Annotated in this window: 26 protein-coding genes; 10 read left to right on the top strand and 16 right to left on the bottom strand. The window is 66.6% G+C overall.

Translation table 11 applies throughout. The features are described from left to right. Positions 1-85 precede the first annotated feature (85 nt). On the bottom strand, positions 86-1141 hold the full coding sequence (locus AMS67_RS06325) for a BMP family ABC transporter substrate-binding protein (protein ID WP_053351837.1): 1056 nt from the start codon (positions 1139-1141) through the stop codon (positions 86-88). A 38-nt stretch (positions 1142-1179) separates the two neighbouring features. Continuing rightward, positions 1180-2223, bottom strand: a complete 1044-nt coding sequence (gene mtnA / locus AMS67_RS06320; protein ID WP_053386585.1) for an S-methyl-5-thioribose-1-phosphate isomerase — start codon at positions 2221-2223, stop codon at positions 1180-1182. 348 nt (positions 2224-2571) lie between these two features. Here mtnA and phoH2 point away from each other — a divergent pair, with 348 nt between their 5' ends. Then, on the top strand, positions 2572-3972 hold the full coding sequence (gene phoH2, locus AMS67_RS06315; protein WP_193787070.1) for an RNA 5'-3' helicase PhoH2: 1401 nt from the start codon (positions 2572-2574) through the stop codon (positions 3970-3972). 57 nt (positions 3973-4029) lie between these two features. Here the strand turns inward: phoH2 and AMS67_RS06310 are convergent, their stop codons facing one another. Then, positions 4030-4524, bottom strand: a complete 495-nt coding sequence (locus AMS67_RS06310) for a tetratricopeptide repeat protein (protein WP_053386583.1) — start codon at positions 4522-4524, stop codon at positions 4030-4032. 52 nt (positions 4525-4576) lie between these two features. Here AMS67_RS06310 and AMS67_RS06305 point away from each other — a divergent pair, with 52 nt between their 5' ends. Then, positions 4577-5263, top strand: a complete 687-nt coding sequence (locus AMS67_RS06305; protein WP_241488001.1) for a DUF4166 domain-containing protein — start codon at positions 4577-4579, stop codon at positions 5261-5263. Then, entirely contained in the window at positions 5260-6219 is a 960-nt protein-coding gene (locus AMS67_RS06300) for an epimerase (RefSeq protein WP_075201243.1), read from the top strand. The genes AMS67_RS06305 and AMS67_RS06300 overlap by 4 nt, the downstream gene beginning before the upstream one ends. Positions 6220-6321: 102 nt before the next feature. Here the strand turns inward: AMS67_RS06300 and AMS67_RS06295 are convergent, their stop codons facing one another. Genes AMS67_RS06295 through AMS67_RS06280 form a run of 4 tightly spaced genes read right to left on the bottom strand, consistent with a single transcriptional unit; the run spans position 6322 to position 9419 of the window. Beyond that, the gene (locus AMS67_RS06295) at positions 6322-7755 is read right to left on the bottom strand and encodes a class II fumarate hydratase (RefSeq protein ID WP_053386581.1); all 1434 of its coding nucleotides are present in this window, start codon (positions 7753-7755) and stop codon (positions 6322-6324) included. Between the two features lie 51 nt (positions 7756-7806). Continuing rightward, positions 7807-8487 carry a carbonic anhydrase gene (locus tag AMS67_RS06290; RefSeq protein ID WP_053351843.1) on the bottom strand — a complete coding sequence of 227 codons (681 nt, stop codon included), beginning with the start codon at positions 8485-8487 and terminating at the stop codon, positions 7807-7809. Next, the gene (locus AMS67_RS06285) at positions 8484-9170 is read right to left on the bottom strand and encodes a DUF4245 family protein (protein ID WP_053386580.1); all 687 of its coding nucleotides are present in this window, start codon (positions 9168-9170) and stop codon (positions 8484-8486) included. The genes AMS67_RS06290 and AMS67_RS06285 overlap by 4 nt, the downstream gene beginning before the upstream one ends. 3 nt (positions 9171-9173) lie before the next feature. Further along, positions 9174-9419 (bottom strand): exodeoxyribonuclease VII small subunit, encoded by a 246-nt coding sequence (locus AMS67_RS06280; protein WP_053386579.1) that lies wholly within the window; start codon positions 9417-9419, stop codon positions 9174-9176. 106 nt (positions 9420-9525) lie between these two features. On the opposite strand from AMS67_RS06280, the gene AMS67_RS06275 reads away from it, so the two are divergent. Beyond that, the gene (locus AMS67_RS06275; protein WP_053386578.1) at positions 9526-10695 is read left to right on the top strand and encodes a hypothetical protein; all 1170 of its coding nucleotides are present in this window, start codon (positions 9526-9528) and stop codon (positions 10693-10695) included. A 44-nt stretch (positions 10696-10739) separates the two neighbouring features. Here AMS67_RS06275 and xseA read toward each other — a convergent pair whose 3' ends face one another. Beyond that, positions 10740-11975, bottom strand: coding sequence for an exodeoxyribonuclease VII large subunit (gene xseA, locus AMS67_RS06270; protein WP_053386577.1), 1236 nt, complete (start codon positions 11973-11975; stop codon positions 10740-10742). Between the two features lie 167 nt (positions 11976-12142). On the opposite strand from xseA, the gene AMS67_RS06265 reads away from it, so the two are divergent. After that, complete coding sequence (locus tag AMS67_RS06265; protein ID WP_053386744.1) at positions 12143-13174, top strand: 4-hydroxy-3-methylbut-2-enyl diphosphate reductase; 1032 nt, start codon at positions 12143-12145, stop codon at positions 13172-13174. A gap of 110 nt (positions 13175-13284) precedes the next feature. Here the strand turns inward: AMS67_RS06265 and AMS67_RS06260 are convergent, their stop codons facing one another. Next, positions 13285-14043, bottom strand: coding sequence for a DUF6264 family protein (locus tag AMS67_RS06260; RefSeq protein WP_053386576.1), 759 nt, complete (start codon positions 14041-14043; stop codon positions 13285-13287). Beyond that, complete coding sequence (gene fbaA, locus AMS67_RS06255) at positions 14043-15071, bottom strand: class II fructose-bisphosphate aldolase (protein ID WP_053386575.1); 1029 nt, start codon at positions 15069-15071, stop codon at positions 14043-14045. The genes AMS67_RS06260 and fbaA overlap by 1 nt, the downstream gene beginning before the upstream one ends. 63 nt (positions 15072-15134) lie before the next feature. Between fbaA and glpX the strand changes: the two genes are divergently transcribed. Beyond that, on the top strand, positions 15135-16118 hold the full coding sequence (gene glpX / locus AMS67_RS06250; protein WP_053351850.1) for a class II fructose-bisphosphatase: 984 nt from the start codon (positions 15135-15137) through the stop codon (positions 16116-16118). Between the two features lie 109 nt (positions 16119-16227). Here the strand turns inward: glpX and AMS67_RS06245 are convergent, their stop codons facing one another. The 4 genes from AMS67_RS06245 to AMS67_RS06230 form a co-directional block, all read right to left on the bottom strand. Beyond that, positions 16228-17067: an HAD hydrolase family protein gene (locus AMS67_RS06245; protein ID WP_053386574.1), complete on the bottom strand. Its 840-nt coding sequence runs from the start codon at positions 17065-17067 to the stop codon at positions 16228-16230. Further along, on the bottom strand, positions 17064-17534 hold the full coding sequence (locus AMS67_RS06240) for a heme-binding protein (RefSeq protein WP_162230823.1): 471 nt from the start codon (positions 17532-17534) through the stop codon (positions 17064-17066). The genes AMS67_RS06245 and AMS67_RS06240 overlap by 4 nt, the downstream gene beginning before the upstream one ends. A 52-nt stretch (positions 17535-17586) precedes the next feature. After that, positions 17587-19077: a DNA recombination protein RmuC gene (locus tag AMS67_RS06235; RefSeq protein ID WP_082305331.1), complete on the bottom strand. Its 1491-nt coding sequence runs from the start codon at positions 19075-19077 to the stop codon at positions 17587-17589. 88 nt (positions 19078-19165) lie between these two features. Then, on the bottom strand, positions 19166-19750 hold the full coding sequence (locus AMS67_RS06230) for a 3'-5' exonuclease (protein ID WP_053386572.1): 585 nt from the start codon (positions 19748-19750) through the stop codon (positions 19166-19168). Positions 19751-19866: 116 nt separating this feature from the next. Here AMS67_RS06230 and AMS67_RS06225 point away from each other — a divergent pair, with 116 nt between their 5' ends. From AMS67_RS06225 to ychF, 3 genes are all read left to right on the top strand, one after another. Beyond that, positions 19867-20226, top strand: a complete 360-nt coding sequence (locus tag AMS67_RS06225) for a DUF2200 domain-containing protein (RefSeq protein WP_053386571.1) — start codon at positions 19867-19869, stop codon at positions 20224-20226. Beyond that, a complete protein-coding gene (locus AMS67_RS06220; protein ID WP_053386570.1) occupies positions 20223-20651 on the top strand; it encodes a DUF1761 domain-containing protein in 429 nt (142 codons plus the stop codon). The genes AMS67_RS06225 and AMS67_RS06220 overlap by 4 nt, the downstream gene beginning before the upstream one ends. 65 nt (positions 20652-20716) lie before the next feature. Then, on the top strand, positions 20717-21790 hold the full coding sequence (ychF, locus tag AMS67_RS06215; RefSeq protein ID WP_053351855.1) for a redox-regulated ATPase YchF: 1074 nt from the start codon (positions 20717-20719) through the stop codon (positions 21788-21790). A gap of 12 nt (positions 21791-21802) precedes the next feature. Here ychF and AMS67_RS06210 read toward each other — a convergent pair whose 3' ends face one another. Beyond that, the gene (locus AMS67_RS06210; RefSeq protein ID WP_053386569.1) at positions 21803-23101 is read right to left on the bottom strand and encodes a hypothetical protein; all 1299 of its coding nucleotides are present in this window, start codon (positions 23099-23101) and stop codon (positions 21803-21805) included. A gap of 109 nt (positions 23102-23210) precedes the next feature. Between AMS67_RS06210 and AMS67_RS06205 the strand changes: the two genes are divergently transcribed. Further along, entirely contained in the window at positions 23211-23855 is a 645-nt protein-coding gene (locus tag AMS67_RS06205; protein WP_053386743.1) for a DinB family protein, read from the top strand. On the opposite strand, the gene AMS67_RS06200 is transcribed toward AMS67_RS06205, so the two are convergent. After that, positions 23774-24391 carry a GNAT family N-acetyltransferase gene (locus AMS67_RS06200; protein ID WP_193787073.1) on the bottom strand — a complete coding sequence of 206 codons (618 nt, stop codon included), beginning with the start codon at positions 24389-24391 and terminating at the stop codon, positions 23774-23776. The two genes, AMS67_RS06205 and AMS67_RS06200, sit on opposite strands and share 82 nt — an antisense overlap. Positions 24392-24402: the final 11 nt, after the last annotated feature.

The following is a 24402-nucleotide window of genomic DNA, read 5'->3' as shown; positions in this document are numbered from 1 at the left end:
AATCGAGCGAGCGCAGGGAGTCGACACCCAGGCTACTGCGTCGGGTGCCGACTCCGCTGCGCTCGATCGACCGGCGGAGGGGTGCTTAGGCGAGGGGGTCGGTGACCTTGATCTTGCCCGAGACGATGTCGTCGCGCGTCTGCTTGACCTTGTCGAGCACCTCGGTGTTCTCGACAACGGTGCACTGCGAATCCGCTGCGTCATCGGTGAGGCTGACGATCGTCATGCCCTCTTCCTTGAGACCGAACGAGGTCGTCGCATCCTTCGAGCTGGTGCCGTCCTCGATTTCGCCGACGACGGTCTCGATGACCTTGTTGACCGACTTCACGGTGCCGTCGACGACGGAGCCGGGAGCGATCGGGCACTGGTTCGCGTCGACACCGTAGGTCGAGAAGCCCTTCTCGGCCGCGGCCTCAATGATGCCGCCGTTCGATGCAGCGCCCACGGCGAACACCTGATCGACACCGGTTGCTGCGAAGGCGAGTGCCTGCTCCTTGCCGCGAGCCGGATCGGCGAACGGGTTGTCGCCACCGATGACCTGCGGAGCCACGGCGTCCACGTCGGGGTTGACGCTCTTGGCGCCCTCGGCGAAACCGTCCGAGTACTTCTTGAGCAGATCGTTGTCGACCGAGATGACCGAGCCGACCTTGTTGGCCTGCGTCAGGAGACCGGCCTCGACGCCGAGGAGGTACGAGGGCTCCTGCTCGCGGAAGGTCGCCTGGTAGAGGTTCTCAGGTGCGCCATCGACGAAGGTGTCGATGAGCAGGAACTTCTGCTGCGGGTTCTGCTCGGCGAGCTCCTTGGCGACGTCGCCGAACTGGAAGCCGAGCATCACGACGACCTCGGGCGCCTTGGCGATCGCGGTCTCGAGGTTCGAACGACGAGTCGCGTCATCCTTCGACTCGTACGTCGTCGAGGTGCCCTCGAAGGTCTTCGCGACCGACTCGATGCCGACCTTGCCCGACTTCAGAAACTCGTTCTGGCCGATCGGGTCGCTCGTGATGTAGATGAAGTTGGGGCCGTCGCTGGCCGCTTCATCAGCGGACGAACCGCCGCCACCGGAGCATGCGGTGAGCAGCAGGGCGGCCGAAGCCGCGCCCGCGACGAGAGCCGCACGAACGCGGCGCTGGGTGAAGAACATGGATGTTCCTTTCGAACGGAAGGGGGATGGGATAGAGCTTACGAGCGCAGCGCTTCGAGCGACACACTGCCGGGGGTCTCGCCACGGCCGGGCAGGATCACCCGTCGTTCCGTCACGATGGCCGTGATGAGTTCGTGGGGCGTCACATCGAATGCGGGGTTCACCGCTCCGATGCCCTCGGGGGCCGTGCGCACGCCGCCGAAGCCGGCAACCTCTGCGACTCCGCGGTCCTCGATCTCGATGTCGACGCCGCTCGCGGTGCGCATGTCGATGGTCGATTCGGGCGCGACGACGATGAACGGCACGCCCGCGTGCTGCGCCGCGAGTGCGAGGGAGAATGAACCGATTTTATTGGCGGAGTCACCGTTCGCCGCGATGCGGTCGGCGCCGATGAAGACGGCGTCGGCGATCCCGCGCGAGAGCAGGAACGGGCCGGCCGAGTCGATCAGGAGCCGGAAGGGCGCCTCCATGCGCTGCAGCTCCCACGCGGTGAGGCGTGCACCCTGCAGCAGGGGGCGGGTTTCGAGAGGGAAGGCCTCTTCGAGAGAGCCCTGCTCGAGCAGCGTCTGGATCACGCCGAGCGCCGTGCCGCGCTCGACGGTGGCGAGACTGCCCGTGTTGCAGATGGTCATGACGCGCACGCGATCCTTCCCGGTGAGCTCGCGCGTCAGATCAGCGCCGCGCAGGCCCATCGAGATGCACGCCGCAATGTCTTCATCGCGGATCAGCAGCGCTTCGGCGAGGATCGCCTCGGCGCCCGCATCGAGCTTCGTCAACGCGCGATCGACGCCCCACGAGAGGTTGACCGCGGTCGGGCGCGCCTCGCGCAGGATCAGCGCCTGACGGCGCACCTCGTCGCGATCGAGCTCGTCGTCGCCGTGCTCGGCGGCCACGCTCGCGGCGATGAGGGCGACTCCGAGTGCGCCGGCGACACCGAGGGCCGGGGCGCCACGCACCGCGAGCCGCTGGATGTCGTCGATCAGCTCCGGAAGCTCGGTGATGCGACGCATCTCGACCCGCTGGGGGAGGAGCGTCTGATCAATGAGTTCGATGGCTCCGTCGACCCAGTCGATCGTGCGCAAGCGGTGCTCCTTATTCGTGACGGGATTCGCCGAGAGGGAGGTGCAGAGGTCCCCACCCCAGACTGCGGTATCGCAGCCATCAGAATACCTGACGGCGGGGCCGTGCAGCACCCGCTGTGGAACTCCCACAATCACGCCCGATTCAGCGCCCTGACGCGATTCGTTGACATACGCGACACGAAGCGTTCACAGATCGCAATGCGTGTCTTGTCGCGGGAATCGCGTCGCGCGGCGTAGCGTGTGACGCATCGGGCAGGGTGCCCGATCGAGGAGGCCGGTCGGTCACCACCTCGGAGCTACTGGCCAACTTGCTGAGTCGGGGCCCTGCCCCGGAGCAGAGGAGCCATCGTGGCTGAGATCCATCACTCCGCATCACCCTCGCCGGTTGTCCCAGGACCGGATGCTCACTCGTCGGCGACCCAGTCGCCGAGTTCGCCCGAGTTGTTCGGCGACACCCTGCAGGCCCAGCGCACCTACGTGCTCGACACGTCGGTACTGCTCAGCGATCCCGCGGCACTGTTCCGCTTCGCCGAGCACAGCGTGGTCCTCCCGATCGTCGTCGTGATGGAACTCGAGAAGAAGCGCCACGATCCCGAACTCGGCTACTTCGCGCGGCGAGCGCTGCGCATTCTCGACGAGATGCGCGACAAGCACCTGCGACTCGACTTCCCGGTGCCGGTCGGCGACGCGGGCGGATCGGTGCGCGTCGAACTCAACCACAGCAGCATGGACGGGCTGCCGAGCGGCATGCGCCTCGGCGACAACGACACCCGGATTCTGGCGGTGGCTCAGAACCTGGCCTCCGAGGGACTCGACGTGACGGTCATCTCGAAAGACATGCCGATGCGTCTCAAGGCCGCGGCGCTCGGGCTCGGCTCCGAGGAGTACCGAGCCGAACTCGCTCGTGACGATGCCTACACCGGCATTGCCTCGGTCGAGCTTGACGAGGAGCAGATGAAGCACCTCTGGGAGGACGACCGCATCGATGATGTCGAGGGGGCCGCGGGCCTGCCGTTCGGCACCGGCCTCGTACTCACCTCGCCTCGCGGGTCTGCGCTCGGTCGCGTCGACGGCGATCGCTCGCTGCATGTGGTGCGGGGGGATCGCGAGGTCTTCGGCGTCTCGGGCCGCAGCGCGGAGCAGCGTCTCGCGATCGACCTGTTGCTCGATCCGCAGATCGGCATCGTCTCGCTCGGCGGCAGCGCCGGTACGGGCAAATCGGCCCTGGCACTCGCGGCGGGCCTGGAAGCGGTGCTCGAGCGCCGACAGCACCGCAAGGTCATGGTGTTCCGGCCGCTCTACGCGGTGGGCGGCCAGGATCTCGGCTACCTGCCGGGTGATCATCAAGAGAAGATGAACCCCTGGGCCCAGGCGGTCTTTGACACGCTCGGGTCGATCGTCTCGGAGAACGTGCTGGACGAGGTCGTCGCGCGCGATCTCGTCGAGGTGCTGCCCCTCACGCACATCCGCGGGCGCTCATTGCACGATGCCTTCGTGATCGTCGACGAGGCGCAGTCGCTCGAGCGGGGTGTGCTGCTCACCATGCTCTCGCGCATCGGGCAGAACTCGCGCGTGGTGCTGACGCATGATGTCGCGCAGCGCGACAACCTGCGGGTCGGCCGCTACGACGGCATCGCCGCGGTGATCGAGAAGCTCAAGGGCCACCGCCTCTTCGGGCACGTGACCCTGACGCGCTCCGAGCGCAGTGAGATCGCCGCGCTCGTGACCGATCTGCTCGACACCCCGTAAGGCGTCGGTCGAGGGTCGGGTGCGGCTTCGGCCTCGCCCGGCCCTCGGTCGTTGGGGCTATGCTTCGTGCGCGTCTGATGCGCGCACCTCGGCGGCGTAGCCGCGAAGTGATCGGTGGTAGCGCGGCAGCGTCGGCACCAGAGCCTCCAGCGCGACGGCCAAGGCAGCGCCGGGGCGACCCGCAGAATGCAGTGCAAGGGCGAGGAATGCGGCCCGTGCCGATCCGAGATCGGGGTGGTCGGCGCCCTGTTCGAGCATTGCGACGGCCTCGTCGAAGCGACCGAGATTGCGCAGCGTCGAGGCGAACTGAATGTCGAGTTCCGCGCGTGCTCGGCCCGACAGGCCCAGCTCGACCGCGCGGGCGTAGAGCACGGCGGCCTCGGCTTCCAACCCGGCGGAATCGTGCGCCCCGCCGAGTTCGAACGGGCCGCGGGGGTCGTCGTCGGGAAGCTCCGCGACAAGCCCGGCGATTCGATCGATCACGACGTCTGGAGAAGCGTCGTCATCCGCCCACACCGCATCGATGCGAGTCTGCCAGTCTGAAGTTTCCACGGGTTCCGCTCCGTTCACGAAAGTTGAATCTCACTCCTGTTAGCTTGGGAGTGTGTCGCCGCACCAACCGCCGGAACCGAGCTCGCCGTATGCACGCGCGCTGGGGGCGCTTCGGGTGACGAGCGGACGCAGTGAAAGCGCCTCGGGCGGCGTCGATGCACTCCACCCGACGCTACAGCAGTACTTCGCGACAATACCTGAGGGGCACGTCGGGCGCGGTCGCGGCGTGTTCGATCGCGTCGGCACACCACGCCGCTGGTTGCATCCTGTGCTCCGGCTGCTCGAGCGTCGCGGCGTCGTGCGCGCCACCTGGGCGCGCGACGTCCCGTTCACGGTCGAGAACCGCACGATCGCGGGTCGTGCGGTCGGGCGCCGAAGCCTCGAACTGCCGGATGGGCTTTGGCAGATGCGCGACTCAGTCGGTCTGAACGCGCAGGGTCGGCTCGTCGACGAGATCGGTGAGCCGGCGACGGTTGTCGCGAGCTTCGACCTGAGCGCGGGCGCTGATGGCGTTCGATTGGTCAGTCGCTACGTCGGTCTGGTGCTCTTCGCTCACCGGGGCGACCGACGTCGCGTCCTACGACTGCCGAGGGCGATCGCACCCGTGGTGCGTTTGCACGAACGCTTCGACGCCCTGGCGCAGCGGCAACGCGTCGACGTCACCATCGACGTTCCGTTCTTCGGGCGGATCTACGAATACGGCGGTGCGTTCACGTACCGCATCGAGGAGGAATATTGAGCGAGGGTCGGGTCGTCATCGGCGGCGCATCGGGGTTCATGGGGCAGTATCTGCAGCGGCACTACCGCGCGGCTGGTCGCGAGGTCGTCACGATCTCGCGGAGCGCGGCCGACCTCGCCTGGGGTGACGCCGACGGCATCGCAGCGGCGGTCGACGGGGCCGCACTCGTGGTCGGGCTCGCCGGGAAGAGCGTCAACTGCCGGTACACACCCGCGAACCGCGCCGAGATCTTCAGGTCGCGTCTCGACACCACGGCGCAGCTCAGTCGCGCCATCGCCGAGGCAGCGTCGCCCCCGCCCGTGTGGGTGAACTCCTCGACCGCGACGATCTACCGGCATGCAGAAGACCGCCCGATGACCGAGCGCACCGGCGATATCGGCACAGGGTTCTCGGTTGACGTCGCGACGGCATGGGAGGCGGCGCTGTTCGCTGATGAGCTTCCGCACACGCGCCGCATCGCACTGCGCAGTGCCATCGTGATCGGAGATGGCGGGGTGCTCGGACCGCTACAGCGTCTCGCGCGACTCGGACTCGGCGGGCCGCAGTTCGACGGGCCCTGGCCCGTGTCGCGCCGCCGCCGCGAGGCCGGAACTGCACACTTCCCGGGTGCCCGTCGCGGCACCCAGCGCTTCAGCTGGGTGCACCTCGACGACGTGGCACGCATCATCGACTTCGTCGAAGAACGCGCCGATATCTCGGGACCTGTGAACGCCGCAGCGCCGAACCCGGTCGACAATCGGGAGTTCATGCGCACCGTGCGTCACATCGTCGGCGTACCGTTCGGGCCGCCGCTGCCACGATGGATGCTGGAACTGGGGGCGATCGGCATTCGCACCGAAACAGAGCTCGTGCTCAAAAGTCGCTGGGTGCTGCCGGGCGTGCTCGATGATGCGGGGTTCGTCTTCGCGCACCCCGAGCTCGAGCCCGCGCTGCGCGAGACCCTCGCCCGCACCTGAGCCTCGCGCTCGCCGCGACGGCACCGCTTCGCCGCAAACGTCAACGGGCCCGGGATCGCCTGATCCCGGGCCCGTGTCACCCGTGGTGCGGGTGGTGACGAATTACTTGGCGACGCCCGGGTGGGTCATCGAGAGTAGGTCGAGTGCCTGATCGAGATCGGCTTCGGTGACCTCGCCGCGCTCGACGTAGCCGAGATCGACCACGGCCTCGCGCACGGTGATGCCCTTCTTTACCGAGTGCTTCGCGATCTTCGCGGCAGCTTCGTAGCCGATGAGGCGGTTGAGCGGCGTCACGGTCGACGGGCTCATACCGGCGAGGGCTGCGGCGCGCTCGAGGTTCGCTTCGAGACCGTTGACGGTCTTGTCGGCGAGCACGATCGAAGCGTTCGAGAGCAGTCGGATCGACTCGAGCAGCGCGGTGCCCATGACGGGGATCTGCACGTTGAGTTCGAACGCACCCGAAGCGCCGGCCCAGGCGATGGTCGCGTCGTTGCCGATGACCCGAGCGCAGACCATGAGCACGGCTTCCGGAATCACGGGGTTGACCTTGCCCGGCATGATCGACGAGCCCGGCTGCAGATCAGGGATGTGCAGTTCGGCTAGACCGGTGTTCGGGCCCGAACCCATCCAACGGATGTCGTTGTTGATCTTGGTCAGCGACACGGCGATGGTGCGCAGGGCGCCCGACGCCTCGACGAGACCATCACGGTTCGCCTGCGCCTCGAAGTGATTGCGGGCCTCGGTGATGGGGAGGCCGCTCGACTGTGCGATCTCAGCGATCACCTTCTCCGGGAAACCGAGCGGGGTGTTGATGCCGGTGCCGACTGCGGTGCCGCCCTGGGGCACCTCGGCGACGCGGGGGAGGGCCGCGTCGATGCGCTCGATGCCGTAGCGGATCTGCGCGGCGAAACCGCCGAACTCCTGGCCGAGGGTGACCGGCGTCGCATCCATGAGGTGCGTGCGGCCCGACTTCACGGCGGTCTTCCAGAGCTCAGCCTTTGCCTCGAAGGCCTCGGCGAGGTGCGCGAGGGCCGGCTTCAGCTGCTCGATGAGCGCCCCGGTCACCGCGATGTGCACCGACGTCGGGAAAACGTCGTTCGACGACTGCGATGCGTTCACGTGATCGTTCGGGTGCACGGGTGCGCCGAGGTGGCGCGACGCGAGCGTGGCGAGTACCTCATTGGTGTTCATGTTCGACGAGGTGCCCGAACCGGTCTGGTAGGTGTCGACCGGGAACTGGTCGTGGTGCTCGCCGGCGATGATCTCATCGGCTGCCGCGACGATCGCCTGTGCGATCGGTGCCTCGAGAATGCCGAGCTCGCCGTTGGCGATGGCGGCGGCGCGCTTGATGCGCGCAAGGGCCACGATCTGCGCCGGCTCGAGTCCCTTGCCCGAGATGGGGAAGTTCTCGACGGCGCGCTGGGTCTGGGCTGCGTAGAGCGCATTCTTGGGAACGCGCACCTCGCCCATGGTGTCGTGCTCGATGCGGTACTCGGTCTCGGCGCCGGCGGCGCTGCGATCTTCGGTCACAATCATCCTTCGTTTCGTGGATACTGCTCGGGGTCGGAGAAAGTCGTGGGGTGCGGCTCAGCCGGCGATGGGGGCACCGGCGGCGATGTCGAGGTGCCCGACCGCGCTCACCGCGACGGCCTGGCCCTCGGCCAGACGGTACTGGCAGCCGACGATGCCGAGCGTACCGGCGGCGACGGCGTCGCTGATGATGCGGGAGCTGCGCAGCAGCTGATTCACGGTCGCAGCGAGGTGCACGCGGCCGACGGCGTCGGCGTCGATCGTCGATGCGTCGACGTACGGCGTATCGCGATGCTCGCGGAGCCAGAGCTCCTGCACCGAGGGCAGAATCGGTGCGAGCGTGTTCTCGACGGCCGTCGGCACGGCGGCCGGGTTCTGCTCCATCTGCCCGATCGCGGCCGCGACGGCGCCGCAGGAATCGTGCGCCAGAACAACGATCACCGCGACGCCGAGGTTGGCGACGGCGTATTCCATCGACGCCGTGATCGACTCGGCGACGACATGGCCCATGTTTCGGGCGATGAAGAGGTCGCCGAGGCCGGCATCGAAGATGATCTCTGCTGAGAGCCGCGAGTCCGAGCAGCCGAAGAGGGCAGCGTCCGGATCTTGCCCCTTGGCCAACTCGTGACGTCGCTCGACATCTTGGCGGGGGTGCTGCGGCCCGCCTGCGATGAAGCGCTGATTGCCGTCGACGAGGGCGTTCCACGCCTGCTGCGGCGTGACTCTGGGGGCGGTCATGCGGTTCCCTTCGGGGTGTCGAGCGACTCGGCGACCTGGATCGCGAGTTCGCGGAGCGTGGCTGAGGAGTCGGTTCCGTAGACGAGGATCGTGTCGCCGTTCCACGTGGTCTGCAGGCCGAAGAGCATGTTCGACTCGTCGGGGTTGCGATCGGAGTGATCGTACGTCACCCAGTCGAGGCCGCCGAGCGTTTCAGTTCCGGTGGGAGACTGCTGCTCAAGCTGCTGCGACACCCAGACGTCGTCGACCGGGCTCCCGTCGGCAGTGAAGCCCTGCACGACGGCGGCGTACGATTCGATGCGCGTCGCCTCGTCGACAGTGGTGTAGTTGATCTGCCAAGAGGTCACATCGCCGCTGCGGCGCAGCCCAGCCTCTTTCGCCTTCCACGCTGCCGGAACTTCGGGAGCGGCGAGGTCGCGACCCGCGCTGGGGGATGCTTCGACCGCCGCGGTTTGCACGTTGATGCTCTGCTCCGCGAAGGTATTCGCGCCGCCGCGAGGCACGGCCAGGAAGATCACGAGCACGAGGCCGAGACTCACGAGCAGCGAGAGCACCAGGTTGTTCACCGTCTTGCGCTCGCGATAGAGCCGGCTGTCGCGCGACTTGCGCGCCGAGGTCTCCGCTGCGGTCTCGGGGCGCCCGAGCTCGGCGACGATGACCGGGGGTTTCTGCTTCTTGGCCATCGGTTACGCGTCGTGCTCCGGTGAAGCGCCCGCTTGGCCCACGGAGGTGCGCGCGGCTTCGAGGCGCTTTCGGGCTCCGAGCAACCACTCTTCGCACCGTGCAGCGAGCGCTTCGCCGCGCTCCCAGAGCTGCAGCGATTCCTCGAGGGTCGCACCGCCCTGCTCGAGGCGGCCGACCACCTGAATGAGTTCGTCGCGCGCTTCCTCGTAACCGAGGGCGGCGGGATCCGGAAGCACCGTATCTGCCATGAGCTTCAGTCTACCCGCCGCCACCGACACGAACGCCCAGGGGGATGCGCTGCGCGACCGCGTGGGAGTTCGTGTGCGATGGTGCCGACGCCCGTAGGCTGGATGCATGTTCAGACTGCTGTTCTTCGTCGGTGTCGGATTGGTCGTCGGAGGCATCATCGTCATGGTGGTCGGACCGCCCGGTGCGGGGGTTTGGGCCCTGCCCGTGGGCCTGACGCTCGCGATTCTCTGCGGCACGTTCGTGCTCATCGGCAAGTCATTGCGTGGGGTGCACCTGCCGAGCGACGAGGTCATCGCAGCCGCTCGGAATGCCGGGAGGCTGGGGGTGGCACGCCTCGATGCGCTCCGTCAGACCGGCACGCAGATCAACGATCAACCGCTCTGCGAGATCGATCTCACGGTGGAGCCGCGATCCGGAGCCGCGTTTCGCACCTCGCTGCGCGAAATCGTACCGATCACGCAGATTCCGGCCGTTCAGCCGGGAACGCGTCGCGTTGTCGCGATCCTGACCGAAGACGGGCCCGAGGTCGCGTTCCTCCCCGATGACGTCGCAGCGGATCCGTGGCGCGACATCGTGATTCCTGACGCAGCGCATGCCGGCCCGGTGCGCGTCGGTGGCGGCGGCGTCATTCGCGCTGACGGTTCTCGCCGCGGCCCGATCATCGGCATGGGCAAGCGCGGGCGCCCGCTGCGCATCGCGCTCTTCACCGTCGCTGCTGCGGTCGCCGCTGTCGCGGTGGTACTGCCATATCATGTGGCCGTGCAGCAGACCGTCGCGGCTCTGCAGCAGGGGCGGTTGCACCCGGACTACCGCGACCCCGGGCCACTGGGCCAGGCGCTCACCGCGCTGCAGGAGGCGATCGGTCACGATCAGCTCATCGGTGCGATCGTGACCGATGAGTTCGTCATCGTCGAAGCGCCACTCGCACCGGGCGACAATGCAACCGACCGCTGGATCTATCGCGGGGGCGCGGTCACCCATGATGGCGCCGCCTCTATTCAGCCCGAGACACCGCTCGAAGCGTTCTCGATCACCGACGTCGATTGGGACCGGCTCGCCCCCGCAGCGAAGCGGGCCAGCATCGAAGCCGGGATCGAAGCGATCGACGATCTCAGCTTCTCGGTCGGGCGTTCGACCGACTCGGACACCTCATCGGAGACGTTCGGCCGAGCCGTCGGGCCCGTGGTCGTGAACTTCAGCGTCTCTGACGACTACCGTTCGGTGTCGTTCCGTATGAACGGCGACGGCTCCGGGTTTGAAACGCTCGGCGGCTGACCGACCTCACCGGCGCGAGGCCCGTCGCGCACGTGCCGCGACGCTCAGACTCCGCTCGACACCGCGCCGAGCCGACCGCCCGCCAGTGACAGGCGGATGGTCGTGCCGGTCGGCGCCGCCTCAGGGGTACGAAGCACGTCGCCCGCGGCGCCTGACGCGTCGACGACCTGGGCGATCGCGTAGCCGCGCTGCAGGGTCGCCTGCGGTGAGAGCGCGGTCAGGCGGGCGCGCGTTTCGGAGAGGGCGCGGGCGCGATCTTCCACTGCGCGTTCGGCGAGCTCTGCGCCGCGCGCGATCCAGCGCACCAGCTCTTCGGCGCGGGCGTCGACGAGGCGGTCGGGGGAGGCGAGTACCGGTCTGCCCCGGAGCTGGGCGATGCGGTCGGTTTCGTGCGCGAGCAGTTGACCGACCCGTGTGCTGAGCCGGGCACGCGCCTGATCGAGCCCCGCGAGCTCTTCGCCGACGTCGGGCACGATGCGTTTTGCGGCGTCAGTGGGCGTCGATGCGCGCAGATCGGCGACCTCATCGAGCAACGGCCGGTCTGCCTCATGACCGATCGCACTGACGATCGGGGTCGTCGCGGCGCTCGCCGCCCGCACGACGCGCTCGTCGCTGAACGGCAGCAGGTTCTGGAAATCGCCGCCGCCGCGCGCCACCACGATGATGTCGACGTCGGGATCGCGATCCAGCGCCTCAATACCCGCGGTCACCTCGCCGGCTGCGCGGTCGCCTTGCACGGCCGCGTAGTGCAGCTTGAACTTCACCCCTGGCCACCGCAGCGTCGCATTGCGGATGACGTCTTTTTCGGCGTCAGAATCTTTGCCCGTGATCAGGCCGATGAGGTTCGGCAGAAACGGAAGACGTTGCTTGAGCTCGACGGCGAACAGCCCTTCCGACTGCAATTGACGACGTAGCCGTTCGAGTCGCTCGAGCAGCTCGCCGATGCCGACGTGCGAGAGGTCGAAGACCTGTACGGTGAGCGAGCCGCCCTTGACCCAGAAGTTCGGCTTCACCAGCGCGACCACGCGGTCGCCCTGCGCGAAGTCGCTCGTGAGGCGCTGCGCGACCGAACGCCAGACCGTGAAACTCACCGTCGCGTCTTGCTGCAGGTCGCGGAGCTTGCCGTAGACGTGGCCGCCCCGCAGTTGCCACTGCGTGATCTCACCCTCGATCCACACCTGCCCGAGTCGATCGATCCAGGCCGCGATTTTCTCGCTCATCTGGGCGACCGGCCACGGCGCATCACGCGTGGCCGGAGCTTGAGCAGGTGCCTCTGTCATGCGAGTCAGCCTATCCGTCGGTACCGACATTCGGGGGAGCTGGCGGCGCGCTGGGCTGGCGTGAGCCGCGGCGGAAGCGCGCAGGGAGCGGCGGTAGAATCTCAGCCATGAACGACACGCGGGTGCAGCATCAGCGCACCATCGGTGCGCCCGTCGTGACCCTGGCGATGCCGCGCCTGCGCCGCGAGGCCGGGCGGTTGCGCGACCGCCCCGTCGACGGCATGAAGAAGGTGCTGCTCGCCGCTCCCCGTGGATACTGCGCGGGAGTCGATCGCGCGGTCGTCGCCGTCGAGAAAGCCCTCGTGCGTTACGGCGCTCCCGTCTATGTGCGCAAGCAGATCGTGCATAACGTGCACGTCGTGCGCACGCTCGAGAAGATGGGCGCGATTTTTGTCGAAGAGGTCGATGAAGTGCCCGAGGGCGCGCACGTCGTCTTCTCGGCGCACGGGGTGTCGCCGGCCGTGGTGAACGAGGCCGCTGATCGCGGGCTTCACGCGATCGACGCGACCTGCCCGCTCGTCACCAAGGTGCATCGCGAGGCGGTGCGGTTTGCGAAGCAGGATCTCGAAATTCTGCTCATCGGGCACGAAGGCCACGAAGAGGTCGAGGGCACGGCGGGCGAGGCTCCCGACCGCATCACGATCGTGAATTCGCCCGATGACGTCGACGCCCTCGAAGTGGCCGACCCGGATCGGCTCGTCTGGCTCTCACAGACCACGTTGTCGGTCGACGAGACGATGGAGACCGTGCGCCGGTTGCGCGAGCGCTTTCCCAATCTGCAAGATCCACCGAGCGACGATATTTGCTACGCCACGCAGAACCGCCAAGTCGCGATCAAGCAGATCGCCCCGCAGGCCGATCTTGTGATTGTCGTCGGATCCGCCAACTCCTCGAACTCGGTGCGCTTGAAAGAGGTCGCGCTCGAGTACGGTGCCCGGGCGGCCTATCGCGTGGACTTCGCGAGCGAGGTGCGTCAGGAATGGCTCGACGGTGTGCGCACCGTCGGCGTGACGAGCGGCGCATCGGTGCCCGAAGTGCTCGTGCAAGAGCTGCTCGACGATCTCGCCGACGCGGGCTACGCCGATGTCGAGGCCGCGGTGACGGCCGAGGAAGACCTCGTCTTCTCGCTGCCGAAAGAGTTGCGGCAAGACGCCTCGGGCAACCGCGATGCTCGCGCGCTCGGCGGCCGCGTGCGCTGACTCGTCTGAAATCGCTGCATTCACGGCGAACGGCGAGACACACACTGCTCGTGAAACGCGCTGTGCCCCCGACGCGACGGCATCGAGGGCACAGCGGAGAACAGCGCTGGTTACGGCTGCGACATGTTCTCGAAGTAGTCGAGAATCTTGCCGGTCGAGCTCGGGTCTGACGCCGCGTTCACCAGTTCGGGCACATTGAACATCATCACCGTCGTGAGCACGATCGTGCCGATCACAGCGATGGCGCCCGCGGTCAACGGGACCCAGAAAGCGATCTTTCCGGCGCGCATGCGCTGGATCGAGAAGATGAGCGAGACGGCATACAGCGCTATCACGACGATCGCCGAGACCGTGCCGACCGAGCCGATCCATGCCGGTACCGAGAAATCTTCGAGCTCGAGTGCAGAACCGACGAGCGAGAAACTCGCCGAGATATTCATGAGCGAGCCCGCGATCTGCAGTGCGCCGAACGCCCCGAGAACGAGCAAGATGATCGTAAACACGCGATCCACCGTGCGTGACTTCGGTGCGCCGGGCGTCGCCGGTGCAACCTGCTGCACGGGCTGTGCAGTCTGTGGTTGCTGAGGCGCAGCGGCGCGATATGGCTCAGGATCGCCCGGACGGCCAGTGGTCGTCGTCTTCGGGGCAGCTGCCGCCTGAGGCTCGGAACCCGCCTGATCGCCGCGCACGCCGAGATTGTGCGGCACTCCCGGCCCGGGGTGTGCACCACCGCGGGGCTCTGCCGGCTGCTGGAGTGCGGCGCCCTCGGCGGTCTCCGGCTTCCACTCCCACCCCTCGGGCGCGAGCTCTCCGTACGCGGGAAGCGGGCGCTCCGCGGGGCGAGCGGATTCGTCGTGCGGGGTCGTCACTACGCGCTCACCGACTTCCCGGCCGAGCCGAGCTGCTGCGCGGCCAGCGCGACGCGCTCGGCCATCGCCGACTCGGTGACCTTGCCCCAGGCGCGCGGGTCGTACACCTTCTTGTTGCCGACCTCGCCATCAATCTTCAGTACGCCGTCGTAGTTCTTGAGAATGTAGTCGGCGAGCGAACGCGTGAATGCGTACTGCGTGTCGGTGTCGATGTTCATCTTGATCACGCCGTTGCGCACCGCCTCGGCGATCTCTTCGGGCGTGGAGCCCGAGCCGCCGTGGAAGACGAGGTCGAGCGGCTTTTCGCCGACGCCGTACTTCGCCTGAAGGCCCTGCTGAATCTCGGCGAGGAGCTCGGGTCGCAGCGAGACGCCGCCTGGCTTGTAGACGCCGTGCACGTTGCCGAAGGTGAGTGCGGTCAGGTAGCGTCCCTGCTCGCCCAACCCGAGGGCTTCGACGGTCGCGATCGCGTCTTCGAGCGTCGTGTAGAGCTGATCGTTGATCTCGTGGCTCACGCCGTCTTCTTCGCCGCCGACGACACCGATCTCGACCTCGAGAATCACGTTGATCGCTGCGAGGCGGGGGAGGAGCTGCTGCGCGACTTTCAGGTTCTCATCGAGCGGCACGGCCGAACCGTCCCACATATGCGACTGGAAGTAGGGGAGTCCGCCGTTCTTCACGCGCTCCTCGCTCGCCGCGACCAGCGGCAGGAGGAAATCATCGAGGGCGTTCGTCGGGCAGTGATCGGTGTGCAGTGCGACGGTCACGTCGTACGACTTCGCGACCTCTTCGGCGAACTTCGCGAATGCGATGGCGCCGCCGGCGCGGTTCTTGACCGTGTGCCCGGCGAAGTAGTCTGCACCGCCCGTGGTGACCTGAATGATGCCGTCTGAGCCTGCTTCGGCGAAGCCCTGGAGGGCGGCGTTGAGGGTCTGCGAGCTCGAGACGTTGACGGCGGGGAACGCGAACGCCCCCGACTTCGCCGCATCGATCATGGCTGCGTACTGTTCCGGGCTTGCGACGGGCATGCGCGCTCCTTGACTTCGTTGGGTCAGCTTCGACCTCTCAGTCTACGCGGTAGGGTTGAGGCCATGACTGAACCTGTTTCGCTGGGCGAATGGCAGCCCGATCGCAACCTCGCAATGGAGCTCGTGCGCGCTACGGAGGCCGCCGCGATGCGCGCGACTCCGTGGATCGGGCGCGGCGATAAGAACGCTGCCGATGGCGCTGCGGTCGATGCCATGCGTCGATTCCTTTCCACGGTGAACATGCGTGGCACGGTTGTGATCGGCGAGGGTGAGAAAGATGACGCTCCCTGGCTGTACAACGGCGAGGTCGTGGGCAACGGTGAGGGCGCGGAGTGCGACGTCGCCGTCGACCCGATCGACGGTACTCGGCTGACTGCCGAGGGGCGCCCCGGTGCACTGTCGGTGATCGCTGTCGCCGACCGGGGCAGCATGTACGACCCCTCAGCGGTCTTCTACATGGACAAGCTGGTCTGTGGCCCCGCAGGCGTCGGCGTCGTCGATATTCGTCGCCCGATCGGCGAGAACATTCGGGCACTCGCGCGTGCGAAGAATGTCGATGTCACCGACATCCGTGTTGCCGTGCTGGATCGGCCGCGCCACGAGCAGCTCATCGCCGAGATCCGCGAGGCCGGTGCCGGCACGCGACTGCTCATGGACGGCGATGTCGCCGGTGGTGTGAATGCGGCTCGATGGGACTCGAACATCGACCTCTGCGTCGGCATCGGCGGTACCCCGGAGGGCATCATCACCGCGTGCGCGGTGAAGGCACTCGGCGGCGTCATCCAGGGCAAGCTGTGGCCGCGCGACGATGACGAGCGTCAGCGCGCGATCGATGCGGGTCACGATCTCGATCGTGTACTCGAAGCGAACGATCTCGTTGCGAGCGACAACTGCTACTTCGTGGCGACCGGCATCACCGACGCCGAGTTCGTCGACGGTGTGAAGCGGAATGGTCCGTTCGTTCGCGCGGAGAGCATCGTGATGCGCGCGCACTCGGGCACCATCCGCCACGTCATCAGCGACATGGATCCGAACCGCTGGGTGTGATTCTGGTGTGACAACGGAGGCCCGGGCAGTGCCCGGGCCTCCGTTGCATTTGGTGCGCGTGCGAGTGTTGCGTGGTTGCTGGTACGCGGTCGTATGCGCGCGGTCGTGCTCAGATTTCGAAGGGTGCGTCGGTCGGGAAGTGCGCCCGCAGGCTGAGGCCGACGCCGTCTTCGTCGTTCGAGAGTGTGCGCACGACGTGTTCGGCGACGGACAACGCTGGGTCGGCGTTGCCCATCAGGACGCCGACGCCGACCTGTTCGAGCATGGGAATGTCGGCTTCGGTGTCGCCGAACGCGATGCATGCGTCGAGTGGAACCTTCAGGTGCTCAGCGAGAGCTGCGAGCGCGACGTGTTTGCGCGTCGTGGTGATTTCGAGCACGCGGCCGGCGAAGTGGGCGAAGACCTCGGGCAGTGATGCGTCGATGCCGGCCTTGATCGGTGCGAGGTGCTCGGGCTCCCCGCGGAACATGACTTTGTAGACGGGCTGCTCAGGGGCGCGTGCGGCGACGTCTGGGCCGATGCGGTTCGGCCAGATCGAGGTGTTCCGCGCTTCGCGCAGGCCCCAGATGCCGATGTCGCTCACGTGCCACTCGGATTCGGTGTAGACGCCCACGTGCACCGGACGCCCCGCTGCGATGTCGAGCATGGTGCCCACTGCTGCCGAGGTGAAGGGGCGATCAAGGATGGTCTCGAATTCGTCGGTGCTGCGGGCGCGCACGAGAGCGCCACCGAAGGCGATGTGCGACGTCGCGGTGCCGAGTTTGTGCTCGATGATGCGCGAGGCCGCGATGCTGCGCGCGGTCACAATCGAGACGATCGCACCAGCCTCGGCGACTCGTGCGACTTCATCTCGGGTGAACGCCATGATCTGCTTCGCGTTGTTGATCAGGGTCCCATCGATATCGATGGCGACGAGTCGCAGATCGGTGCGTGCACGTTCTGCGCTCATCGGCGAGCGCCCAGCACCTCGATGATGAGCGCATGGTCGTCTTGCTGGGGGAGGCCACTGACCGTTACCGACCCCTGTACTGAGCCATCGATGACGATGGGCACTGATCCACCGTGCGGAGCGAAGTCGGCCTCGGGCAGCTCGTCGGTGACCGGCCCCAGCCCCTGTGCGGCGAGCCGCTGCCCGACGAGGAAGCTCGGCAGACCCGTGGCCTCGGCGACATTGCGCTTGCGTCGAATCCATTCGTCGTTGACCGTGCTGGTACCAGGGAGCGCCAATCGGTAGACCTCGTGGTCGCCGAGCTTCACCGAGACGGCGAACACGAGCCCGCGCGCTCGCCCGAGTCGCACGATCTCCTCGCCGATCTCGATCGCGTCGGCGTGCGTGTACGAGTGCAGTGCCGCTTCGGTGAAGCCGGTGGCGATGATCTCGGGGTCAGCGATAAGGGGGAACGCATCTGTGGCCATGGTCATACGCTAGCGCAGCCTGGGGTCATGACAGGACAAATGATGTGCCGGCTCATCGGTCTTCCCAGAGTCCGGTGTGCGCGTCAGCCTCGGCTACGGTGACGTCGTCAGCACCGGCTCGTGCGCGAGCGGCTGCGAGCGCATCATGCTCGGGCGCGGGTTCGGTGGCGTACTCTTCGAGCGCATGCGCGCTGCCTTCGCCGGCGGTGTCGAACGTCTCGACGGCTCGGAGTCGCTTTTCGACCGCGCGCGTGCGTCGGCCGGCCTCGCTCACGGTGTTCTGTGCCGTGGCCAGCTGCTTCCCGAGTTTCTCCCAGACCTGCCCGTACTTCTGGAACTCGACTTTTGCCGCGCTCAGCACTTGCCACACCTCGGAGCTGCGCTGCTCGATGGCGAGCGTGCGGAACCCGAGCTGAAGGCTGTTGAGAAGCGACATGAGCACGGTCGGGCCGGCGACCGTGACGTGATATTCAGTCTGCAACTTGCTGGTCAAACCCGGGCGGCGGATGACTTCGGCGAAGAGGCCTTCGGTCGGCAGATACATGATGCCGAAATCGGTCGTGTACGGCGGCTCGAGGTACTTGTCGCGGATGAGTTTCGCCTGCGTCAGAATGACTCGTTCCACGGTCTTGCTCGCGGACTCGATTTCAGCGCGCTCCCCGCGCTCCTGAGCCTCGAGAAGACGCTCGTAGTCCTCCTGGGGAAACTTCGAGTCAATCGGCAGCCACACCGTGTCATCGAGATCACCGCGGCCCGGAAGTTTCACCGCGAACTCGACCCGCTCCGCGGAGCTCGGTCGCACTGCGACGTTCTCTGCATACTGCTCAGGGGTCAGCATGTCTTCGAGCTGACGCGCGAGCTGCACCTCGCCCCAACTGCCGCGATTCTTCACGTTCGTTAGCACGCGCTTCAAGCCACCGACATCGGTGGCGAGCGTCTGCATCTCTCCGAGGCCCTTCTGCACCTGCTCCAGGCGATCGCTCACCAAGCGGAACGACTCGCCGAGTCGCCGTTCGAGCGTGCCCTGCAACTTCTCGTCGACGGTCTCCCGCATCTTCTCGAGCTTGGCTTCATTGCCCTCACGAAGCTTCTCGAGCTCATCGCGCAACACGCGCTGCAGCTCTGCCTGCTTGGCGACATGCGTATCGGTGAGCGCCTGTACTCTGCCGGCGTTCTCGTCGAGTGAGGCCTTCAAACGATGCTGCAACTGCTCGCCGACGGCCTGACGCACCTGTTCGAGTTTCGCATCGTTGGCCTCGCGCAGGTCTTCGAAACGTGCTTCGACGCTGGCGCGCAACGAGTTCTGCGCGGTCAGTGTCGCTTGCGCGCCGGCGTGTACCCGATCACTGATGCCGGTGAGCGACTGTCCGATTTCGCCGCGCTGCGCGGAGAGGTCGCCGCGAATCTCAGCGGCAAGACCGCGCCCGTCGAACGTCGACGCCGGTGTTGCGCCTCGCGAGCCGGTGCGCAAGAACACGACGACCAGCAGTGCAACGAGCAGGAGCAGATTCGCTCCGAGCAGGATGAGGGTGGCAATCGCCATGATGCACCGTGCTTTCGATCAGTGGAAGGTTCGCATCCACGTTCTCACGGGCCACCGACATTCATGTCGCGGCGGCCACGGTGTCGCGTCAGAGCTTCAGCGGAATGGCTTTCAACTGCTGAATGCGCAGCCCAGTTTGCTTCGCGAGTGCCGTCACCGAGTCGACCCCGTGGCGCTGCGCGGCATCCGAAATGATGGCGGCGCAGGCTTCGGCGTCGGCGAGGGCATCGTGGTGCGCGAATTCGCCGTAGCCCGCCGCAGCCGCCGAAAGCGGCAAGCGATGCGATGGAATCTCGTAGGTCTTGCGCGAGACCTGCACACTGCAGAGGTACTTCAGGCGGGGCGTTGGTGCCACCGACTCGGCGCACGCCGCGCGAATCACGCCCATATCGAAGCTGGCATTGTGCGCAACGACAACATCGGTGCCGATGAACTCTCGGAGCTCGCCGAGCTGCTCACTCCACGATCGTGACTCGGCCACCATTGCCGCGGTGATGCCATGAATCTTGATGTTGAAGGGCAGAAACGCGGCGTGTGCGGCGGGAGGGCGGATCAACCAGTGCACGCGATCCACCACCACCCCGGCACGCACGCGGACCATGCCGACCGAGCATGCCGAAGAGGGATGGCTGTTCGCGGTCTCGAAATCGATCGCGGTAAAGTCGACGGGCACGTGTCCACTCTGACACACACCCCTGACATTGCTGCGACCGCGGGGCCTCGGGGGTGTGCATGCGGGCGTGAGGGGCGACAATGGAGTTCACGATCCACCCGTCGAGAGGGATGACCATGGCCGAGCATCGCATCTACGGCATGAGCTTTGCGAGCATCTACCCGCACTACATCGCCAAGGCTGAGCGCAAGGGGCACACGCAGGAAGAGATTCACCAGGTCATTACCTGGCTCACGGGCTACAGCGACGCCGACCTGCAACGCGTGCTCGACGACGAGATCGACCTGCGCACGTTCTTCGCCGAGGCGCCTCGCATGCATCCCAACGCGACCCTGATTACGGGCCTTATCTGCGGAATACGGGTGGAAGAGATCGAGGATCCGCTGATGCAGCAGATCCGATACATGGACAAACTCGTCGACGAGGTCGCACGGGGCAAGAAGATGACGTCGATTCTGCGCGGAGGTGCCGCATGATTCCCGAAATCAACTACTGGGCGGTGATCGTCGCCACGCTCTCCACGATGGTCGTGGGGTCGGTGTGGTACACGCCGAAGGTGTTCGGCACGCGCTGGATGCGACTCGCGAAAGTGAACCCGACTGGCGATGCGAAGGCTGCGGTCGGCCCGATCTTGGTCACGCTGGTCGTGAGTTTCATCACGGCGTGGGTGTTTGCCGGGGCGAGTTGGATCGCCTTCGCGTTCTACGGCGGCTCGTTTCTGGCGGCGACGCTCGTGACGGGGTTGCTGCTGTGGGCCGGCTTCACCGCATCGCGTTTCATCACGCACGACGCGTTCGAAGGGCGCCCGTCAGGCCTGACCGTGCTGAACATCGCGCACGAACTCGTCACCGTCGTCGTCATGGCGATCATCATCGGGGTGTGGCCGCCGGCGATCGGGTAGTACGGGATCGCCTCGCGGCGGCGAGCGGTCATGCTCGGCCGCATCCCCGCGTAGACTGATGCCTCGTGGCTCTGACTATCGGCATCGTAGGACTCCCCAACGTGGGCAAGTCGACCCTGTTCAACGCGCTCACCCAGAACGACGCGCTCGCGGCGAACTATCCGTTCGCGACGATCGAGCCGAACGTCGGCGTGGTGAACCTGCCCGACCCGCGACTCGACGCGCTCGCGGAGATCTTCGGTTCGGAGCGCATTCTGCCCGCACCGGTCAGCTTCGTCGATATCGCCGGCATCGTGCGCGGTGCCAGCGAGGGTGAAGGGTTGGGCAACCAGTTCCTCGCAAACATCCGCGAGGCTGACGCGATCGCACAGGTCGTGCGCGGGTTCTCAGACCCCGACGTCATCCACGTCGACGGTGCCGTCAATCCGGCCAGCGACATGGAGACGATCAACACCGAGCTGATCATCGCCGACTTGCAGACGATCGACAAGGCGCTCGTGCGCTACGAGAAAGAGCTGAAAAACAAGAAGATCGACGCGTCTGTCGTCGACGCAGCGAAGGCCGCGCAGGCCGCGCTGAACGACGGTCAGGTGCTTTCGCAGTCGAAGATCGATCTCGAGCCGATCAAGGAGCTCGGTCTGTTGACGGCGAAGCCGTTCTTGTATGTCTTCAACGTCGACGAGACGGTGCTGCAGGATCGCGCCAAGCTCGACGAACTTGCCGCTCTGGTGGCACCGGCCCAGGCGATCTTCCTGGACGCGAAGATCGAAAGCGAGCTCATCGAACTCGACGCCGAAGATGCCGCGGAACTGCTCGCGTCTATCGGCCAGGAAGAGAGCGGTCTCGACCAGCTCGCGCGCATCGGCTTCGAAACCCTGGGCCTGCAGACCTACCTGACCGCGGGCCCCAAGGAGGCGCGCGCCTGGACCATCAAGCAGGGTGCCACGGCGCCGCAGGCGGCCGGCGCGATCCACACCGACTTCGAAAAGGGCTTCATCAAGGGCGAGATCATCTCGTTCGAAGACCTCGTCGAGGCCGGTTCGGTCGCCGAGGCTCGCGCCAAGGGCAAGGCCCGCATGGAGGGCAAGGAATACGTCATGCAAGACGGCGACGTCTGCGAGTGGCGCTTCAACGTCTGAGCTGATGCACCGTTAGCGCGGTGCGTTGCCGCACTCGGCGGTGCCGTCCGGTCGCTCGGCGCAGAGCCGTGCTCCCGGTTGTGCGAGCCCTTCGATCGTGGCCAGTCGATCCTGCAGTGCATCCGTGCTCGAACTCTGCGGAGCGGTGACGGTCACCTTTCTTGGCGATACGGTGACTGCCGTGATGTCAGGGGAATCGAGCACGGTGCTCGCTTGGGTAGTGACTGCCCCGAGCTGCGACGGTTCAGCGGTGACGCTGAGTTCGGGGTCGTCGGGTGCTCCGACGACGATCGTCAGCGACGCGAATACCGCGGATTCCGGCTGCGCAGAGATCGCGGACGCGAGAGCTTCCGCGTCGGCTGGCGATGCCGCGCTGAACGTCGCGCGTGCGTCATCGGTCCATATCGACTCGATCAGCGCGCGGTCATCGTCTCCGAGCCCATTGAGCAGCGCACGAGCGGGCGCACCGGTCGCATCGGGACCGAGCGACACCAGCGGGCTGGCGAATGCCACCGGGTAGTCGTTCGCCAATGCCTGCTCGGCGAGGCGCGCCGTGGCGGCGGCTACCTCGGACTCATCGTCGAGCATGATGATGATGCCGTCAGAAGAAGCTCGCACGCCAGTCACTGCGGCCGCTGGGGCGGGGTCCGTGAGGCCGAGCAGTGCCGCCTCCGCGTTCGACCACCACATTCCCGGAGGGCCCTGCACAGTGAAGTGCGCTGCGGGATCGCGCAGCGTGATGTGCGGCCCCGACGCAGTGGCGATTTCGGCCAGGCGATCCGGAGCCTCACGCGCGAGCGCGAACGCCGCGGTGAAATCGGTCGGAGAAGGAAGACTGAGGTCGAGCGTCACCGCGGAGATGCGCTCCTCATCACTTGCGGCGACAAACTCGACGGACTCGACGCCCGGAACGGCCAGCAGATTATGCGCCGCGTCGGTGATGGCCGCAGTCGTCGTTGCTGACGGGAAGACGGGCAGGCTGATGGATGGGGTGTGCACCGTGATGTGCACCTCGGTGCCCGACCGCTCTGCTGCGAATGCGCTGAGTTGATTTACCAGCGACCGGAACGCATCATCGGAAGCATCTGGGCGCACGTCGACGTCGGCACTGAGCCCGCCGGTGAACGCCTGGTTATCGGCGGTCGAGAGTTCGAACCCGGCGACGGCCGGATTCTCACTGAATGTTCGCGCAAAATCCCCGCGCACCGAGTCGCCGCTGCAAGCGGCGAGCAGCAGCATTGAGGCGCCGAGCAGGGCGCCGGCCAGGCTGCGACGTGCCCGCTGCCGTATCGATCGTGACGCGCTCACCATGCACATCAGCGTAGCGAGGGTGCTCGTCGCGAGGGTGCCCGCAGGGGCCTGGGCGACCGCAAGCGTGCCGGCCGGTGTCAATGTCGGTCGTGCCGATTACGCTGACGACATGGACTCAGCACCGAATGCCTCGCGCCCCGAAAGCGATGACGAGATCGAACTCCTGCTGCGCTACCTGCAGCTCGCCCGAGACGCCCTGCTCTGGAAGCTGGAGGGCGTGGGCGAGTACGACGTTCGGCGGCCGCTCACCGCGACCGGATCGAACCTGCTCGGTATCGTGAAGCACGTCGCGAGTACGGAATACGGGTACCTCACCGAATGTCTCGGTCGCGACGGGGGCATATCGACGCCCTGGATGGCCGAGGATGCTCCCGCGAACGCGGACATGTGGGCGACCGCCTCCGAGAGCCGGGCCGACATCATTGCGCTGTATCGACGGGTCTGGGCGAGCGACGATGCGGTGGTGCGCGAACTCGGCCTTGAGGCGGTCGGTGTCGTGCCGTGGTGGAGCGAATCCAGTGTGACCGTGCGGCGACTGATCATCCACATGATCGCGGAGACCCACCGTCATGCGGGCCACGCCGACATTCTGCGCGAACAGATCGACGGTGCCGCAGGCATGCGCGCTGCGGCCATGAACCTGCCGGCGGGAGATGCCGAGTGGTGGCGCGACTACTCGCGGCGCGTCGAGTCTGCCGCGCGCGCTGCGGCAGAGGCCGCAGGGGAGACCGTCGGGCAGCCTGTCGCCGAGTGATTCGGTCCATGGGCGTGCGGCAACGTGGTTCCGCGGTCTGCCGCGAATGCGAGGTGCGGCATATCAACCCCGCGGTAGTGCTTCACGAACCGCGAGCGCACCGTCATTCCCAGTCGGATCGCCACGTTCATCGACGCGAGATTGGTGTCACGCACTTGTGCGTAGACGCGCTCCGCGTCGAGCTCAGAGAACGCGAAGTCGCGGCAGGCGGCCGCCGCCTCCGTCGCATATCCGTGATGCCAGTGCGATCGTTCGAAGAGATACCCGACCTCGTGCACGCGGGCGCCGTCGATCTGCTGCCACGTGATTCCGCACTGGCCGATCATCTCACCGGTCTCCCGCAGATCAACCGCCCACAATCCGAACCCGTCGGTGCGGTAGCGATCCCGCATGTTCGTCAGCCACGCATCAACCCCGGCGTCATCGAACGCGCCCTCATACGCGTGCATCGCTTCATCATCTTGCAAGATGCGCGAAAGCGCCGCGCGGTCGGCTGGCTGGATCTCGCGCAGAGTCAATCGTTCGGTGTGCAGCATCACCCTTCCAT

This window comes from Leucobacter japonicus (assembly GCF_001273855.1).
In the GTDB taxonomy this organism is placed as follows: Bacteria; Actinomycetota; Actinomycetes; order Actinomycetales; family Microbacteriaceae; genus Leucobacter; species Leucobacter japonicus.
This window is presented reverse-complemented; position numbering and strand designations above follow the sequence as displayed.

What these genes read in the sequence shown, in the direction of transcription:
- AMS67_RS06290 (WP_053351843.1), bottom strand. Translation starts at nt 8,487, where the DNA reads ATGACCGCCCCCAGAGTCACGCCGCAGCAGGCGTGGAACGCCCTCGTC.
- AMS67_RS06240 (WP_162230823.1), bottom strand. Translation starts at nt 17,534, where the DNA reads ATGGCCACAGATGCGTTCCCCCTTATCGCTGACCCCGAGATCATCGCC.
- AMS67_RS06245 (WP_053386574.1), bottom strand. Translation starts at nt 17,067, where the DNA reads ATGAGCGCAGAACGTGCACGCACCGATCTGCGACTCGTCGCCATCGAT.
- AMS67_RS06220 (WP_053386570.1), top strand. Translation starts at nt 20,223, where the DNA reads ATGATTCCCGAAATCAACTACTGGGCGGTGATCGTCGCCACGCTCTCC.
- AMS67_RS06235 (WP_082305331.1), bottom strand. Translation starts at nt 19,077, where the DNA reads ATGGCGATTGCCACCCTCATCCTGCTCGGAGCGAATCTGCTCCTGCTC.
- fbaA (WP_053386575.1), bottom strand. Translation starts at nt 15,071, where the DNA reads ATGCCCGTCGCAAGCCCGGAACAGTACGCAGCCATGATCGATGCGGCG.
- xseA (WP_053386577.1), bottom strand. Translation starts at nt 11,975, where the DNA reads ATGACAGAGGCACCTGCTCAAGCTCCGGCCACGCGTGATGCGCCGTGG.
- AMS67_RS06280 (WP_053386579.1), bottom strand. Translation starts at nt 9,419, where the DNA reads ATGGCAGATACGGTGCTTCCGGATCCCGCCGCCCTCGGTTACGAGGAA.
- AMS67_RS06225 (WP_053386571.1), top strand. Translation starts at nt 19,867, where the DNA reads ATGGCCGAGCATCGCATCTACGGCATGAGCTTTGCGAGCATCTACCCG.
- AMS67_RS06295 (WP_053386581.1), bottom strand. Translation starts at nt 7,755, where the DNA reads ATGATTGTGACCGAAGATCGCAGCGCCGCCGGCGCCGAGACCGAGTAC.
- AMS67_RS06210 (WP_053386569.1), bottom strand. Translation starts at nt 23,101, where the DNA reads ATGGTGAGCGCGTCACGATCGATACGGCAGCGGGCACGTCGCAGCCTG.
- AMS67_RS06265 (WP_053386744.1), top strand. Translation starts at nt 12,143, where the DNA reads ATGCCGCGCCTGCGCCGCGAGGCCGGGCGGTTGCGCGACCGCCCCGTC.
- AMS67_RS06200 (WP_193787073.1), bottom strand. Translation starts at nt 24,391, where the DNA reads ATGCTGCACACCGAACGATTGACTCTGCGCGAGATCCAGCCAGCCGAC.
- AMS67_RS06275 (WP_053386578.1), top strand. Translation starts at nt 9,526, where the DNA reads ATGTTCAGACTGCTGTTCTTCGTCGGTGTCGGATTGGTCGTCGGAGGC.
- AMS67_RS06285 (WP_053386580.1), bottom strand. Translation starts at nt 9,170, where the DNA reads ATGGCCAAGAAGCAGAAACCCCCGGTCATCGTCGCCGAGCTCGGGCGC.
- glpX (WP_053351850.1), top strand. Translation starts at nt 15,135, where the DNA reads ATGACTGAACCTGTTTCGCTGGGCGAATGGCAGCCCGATCGCAACCTC.
- AMS67_RS06325 (WP_053351837.1), bottom strand. Translation starts at nt 1,141, where the DNA reads ATGTTCTTCACCCAGCGCCGCGTTCGTGCGGCTCTCGTCGCGGGCGCG.
- AMS67_RS06205 (WP_053386743.1), top strand. Translation starts at nt 23,211, where the DNA reads ATGGACTCAGCACCGAATGCCTCGCGCCCCGAAAGCGATGACGAGATC.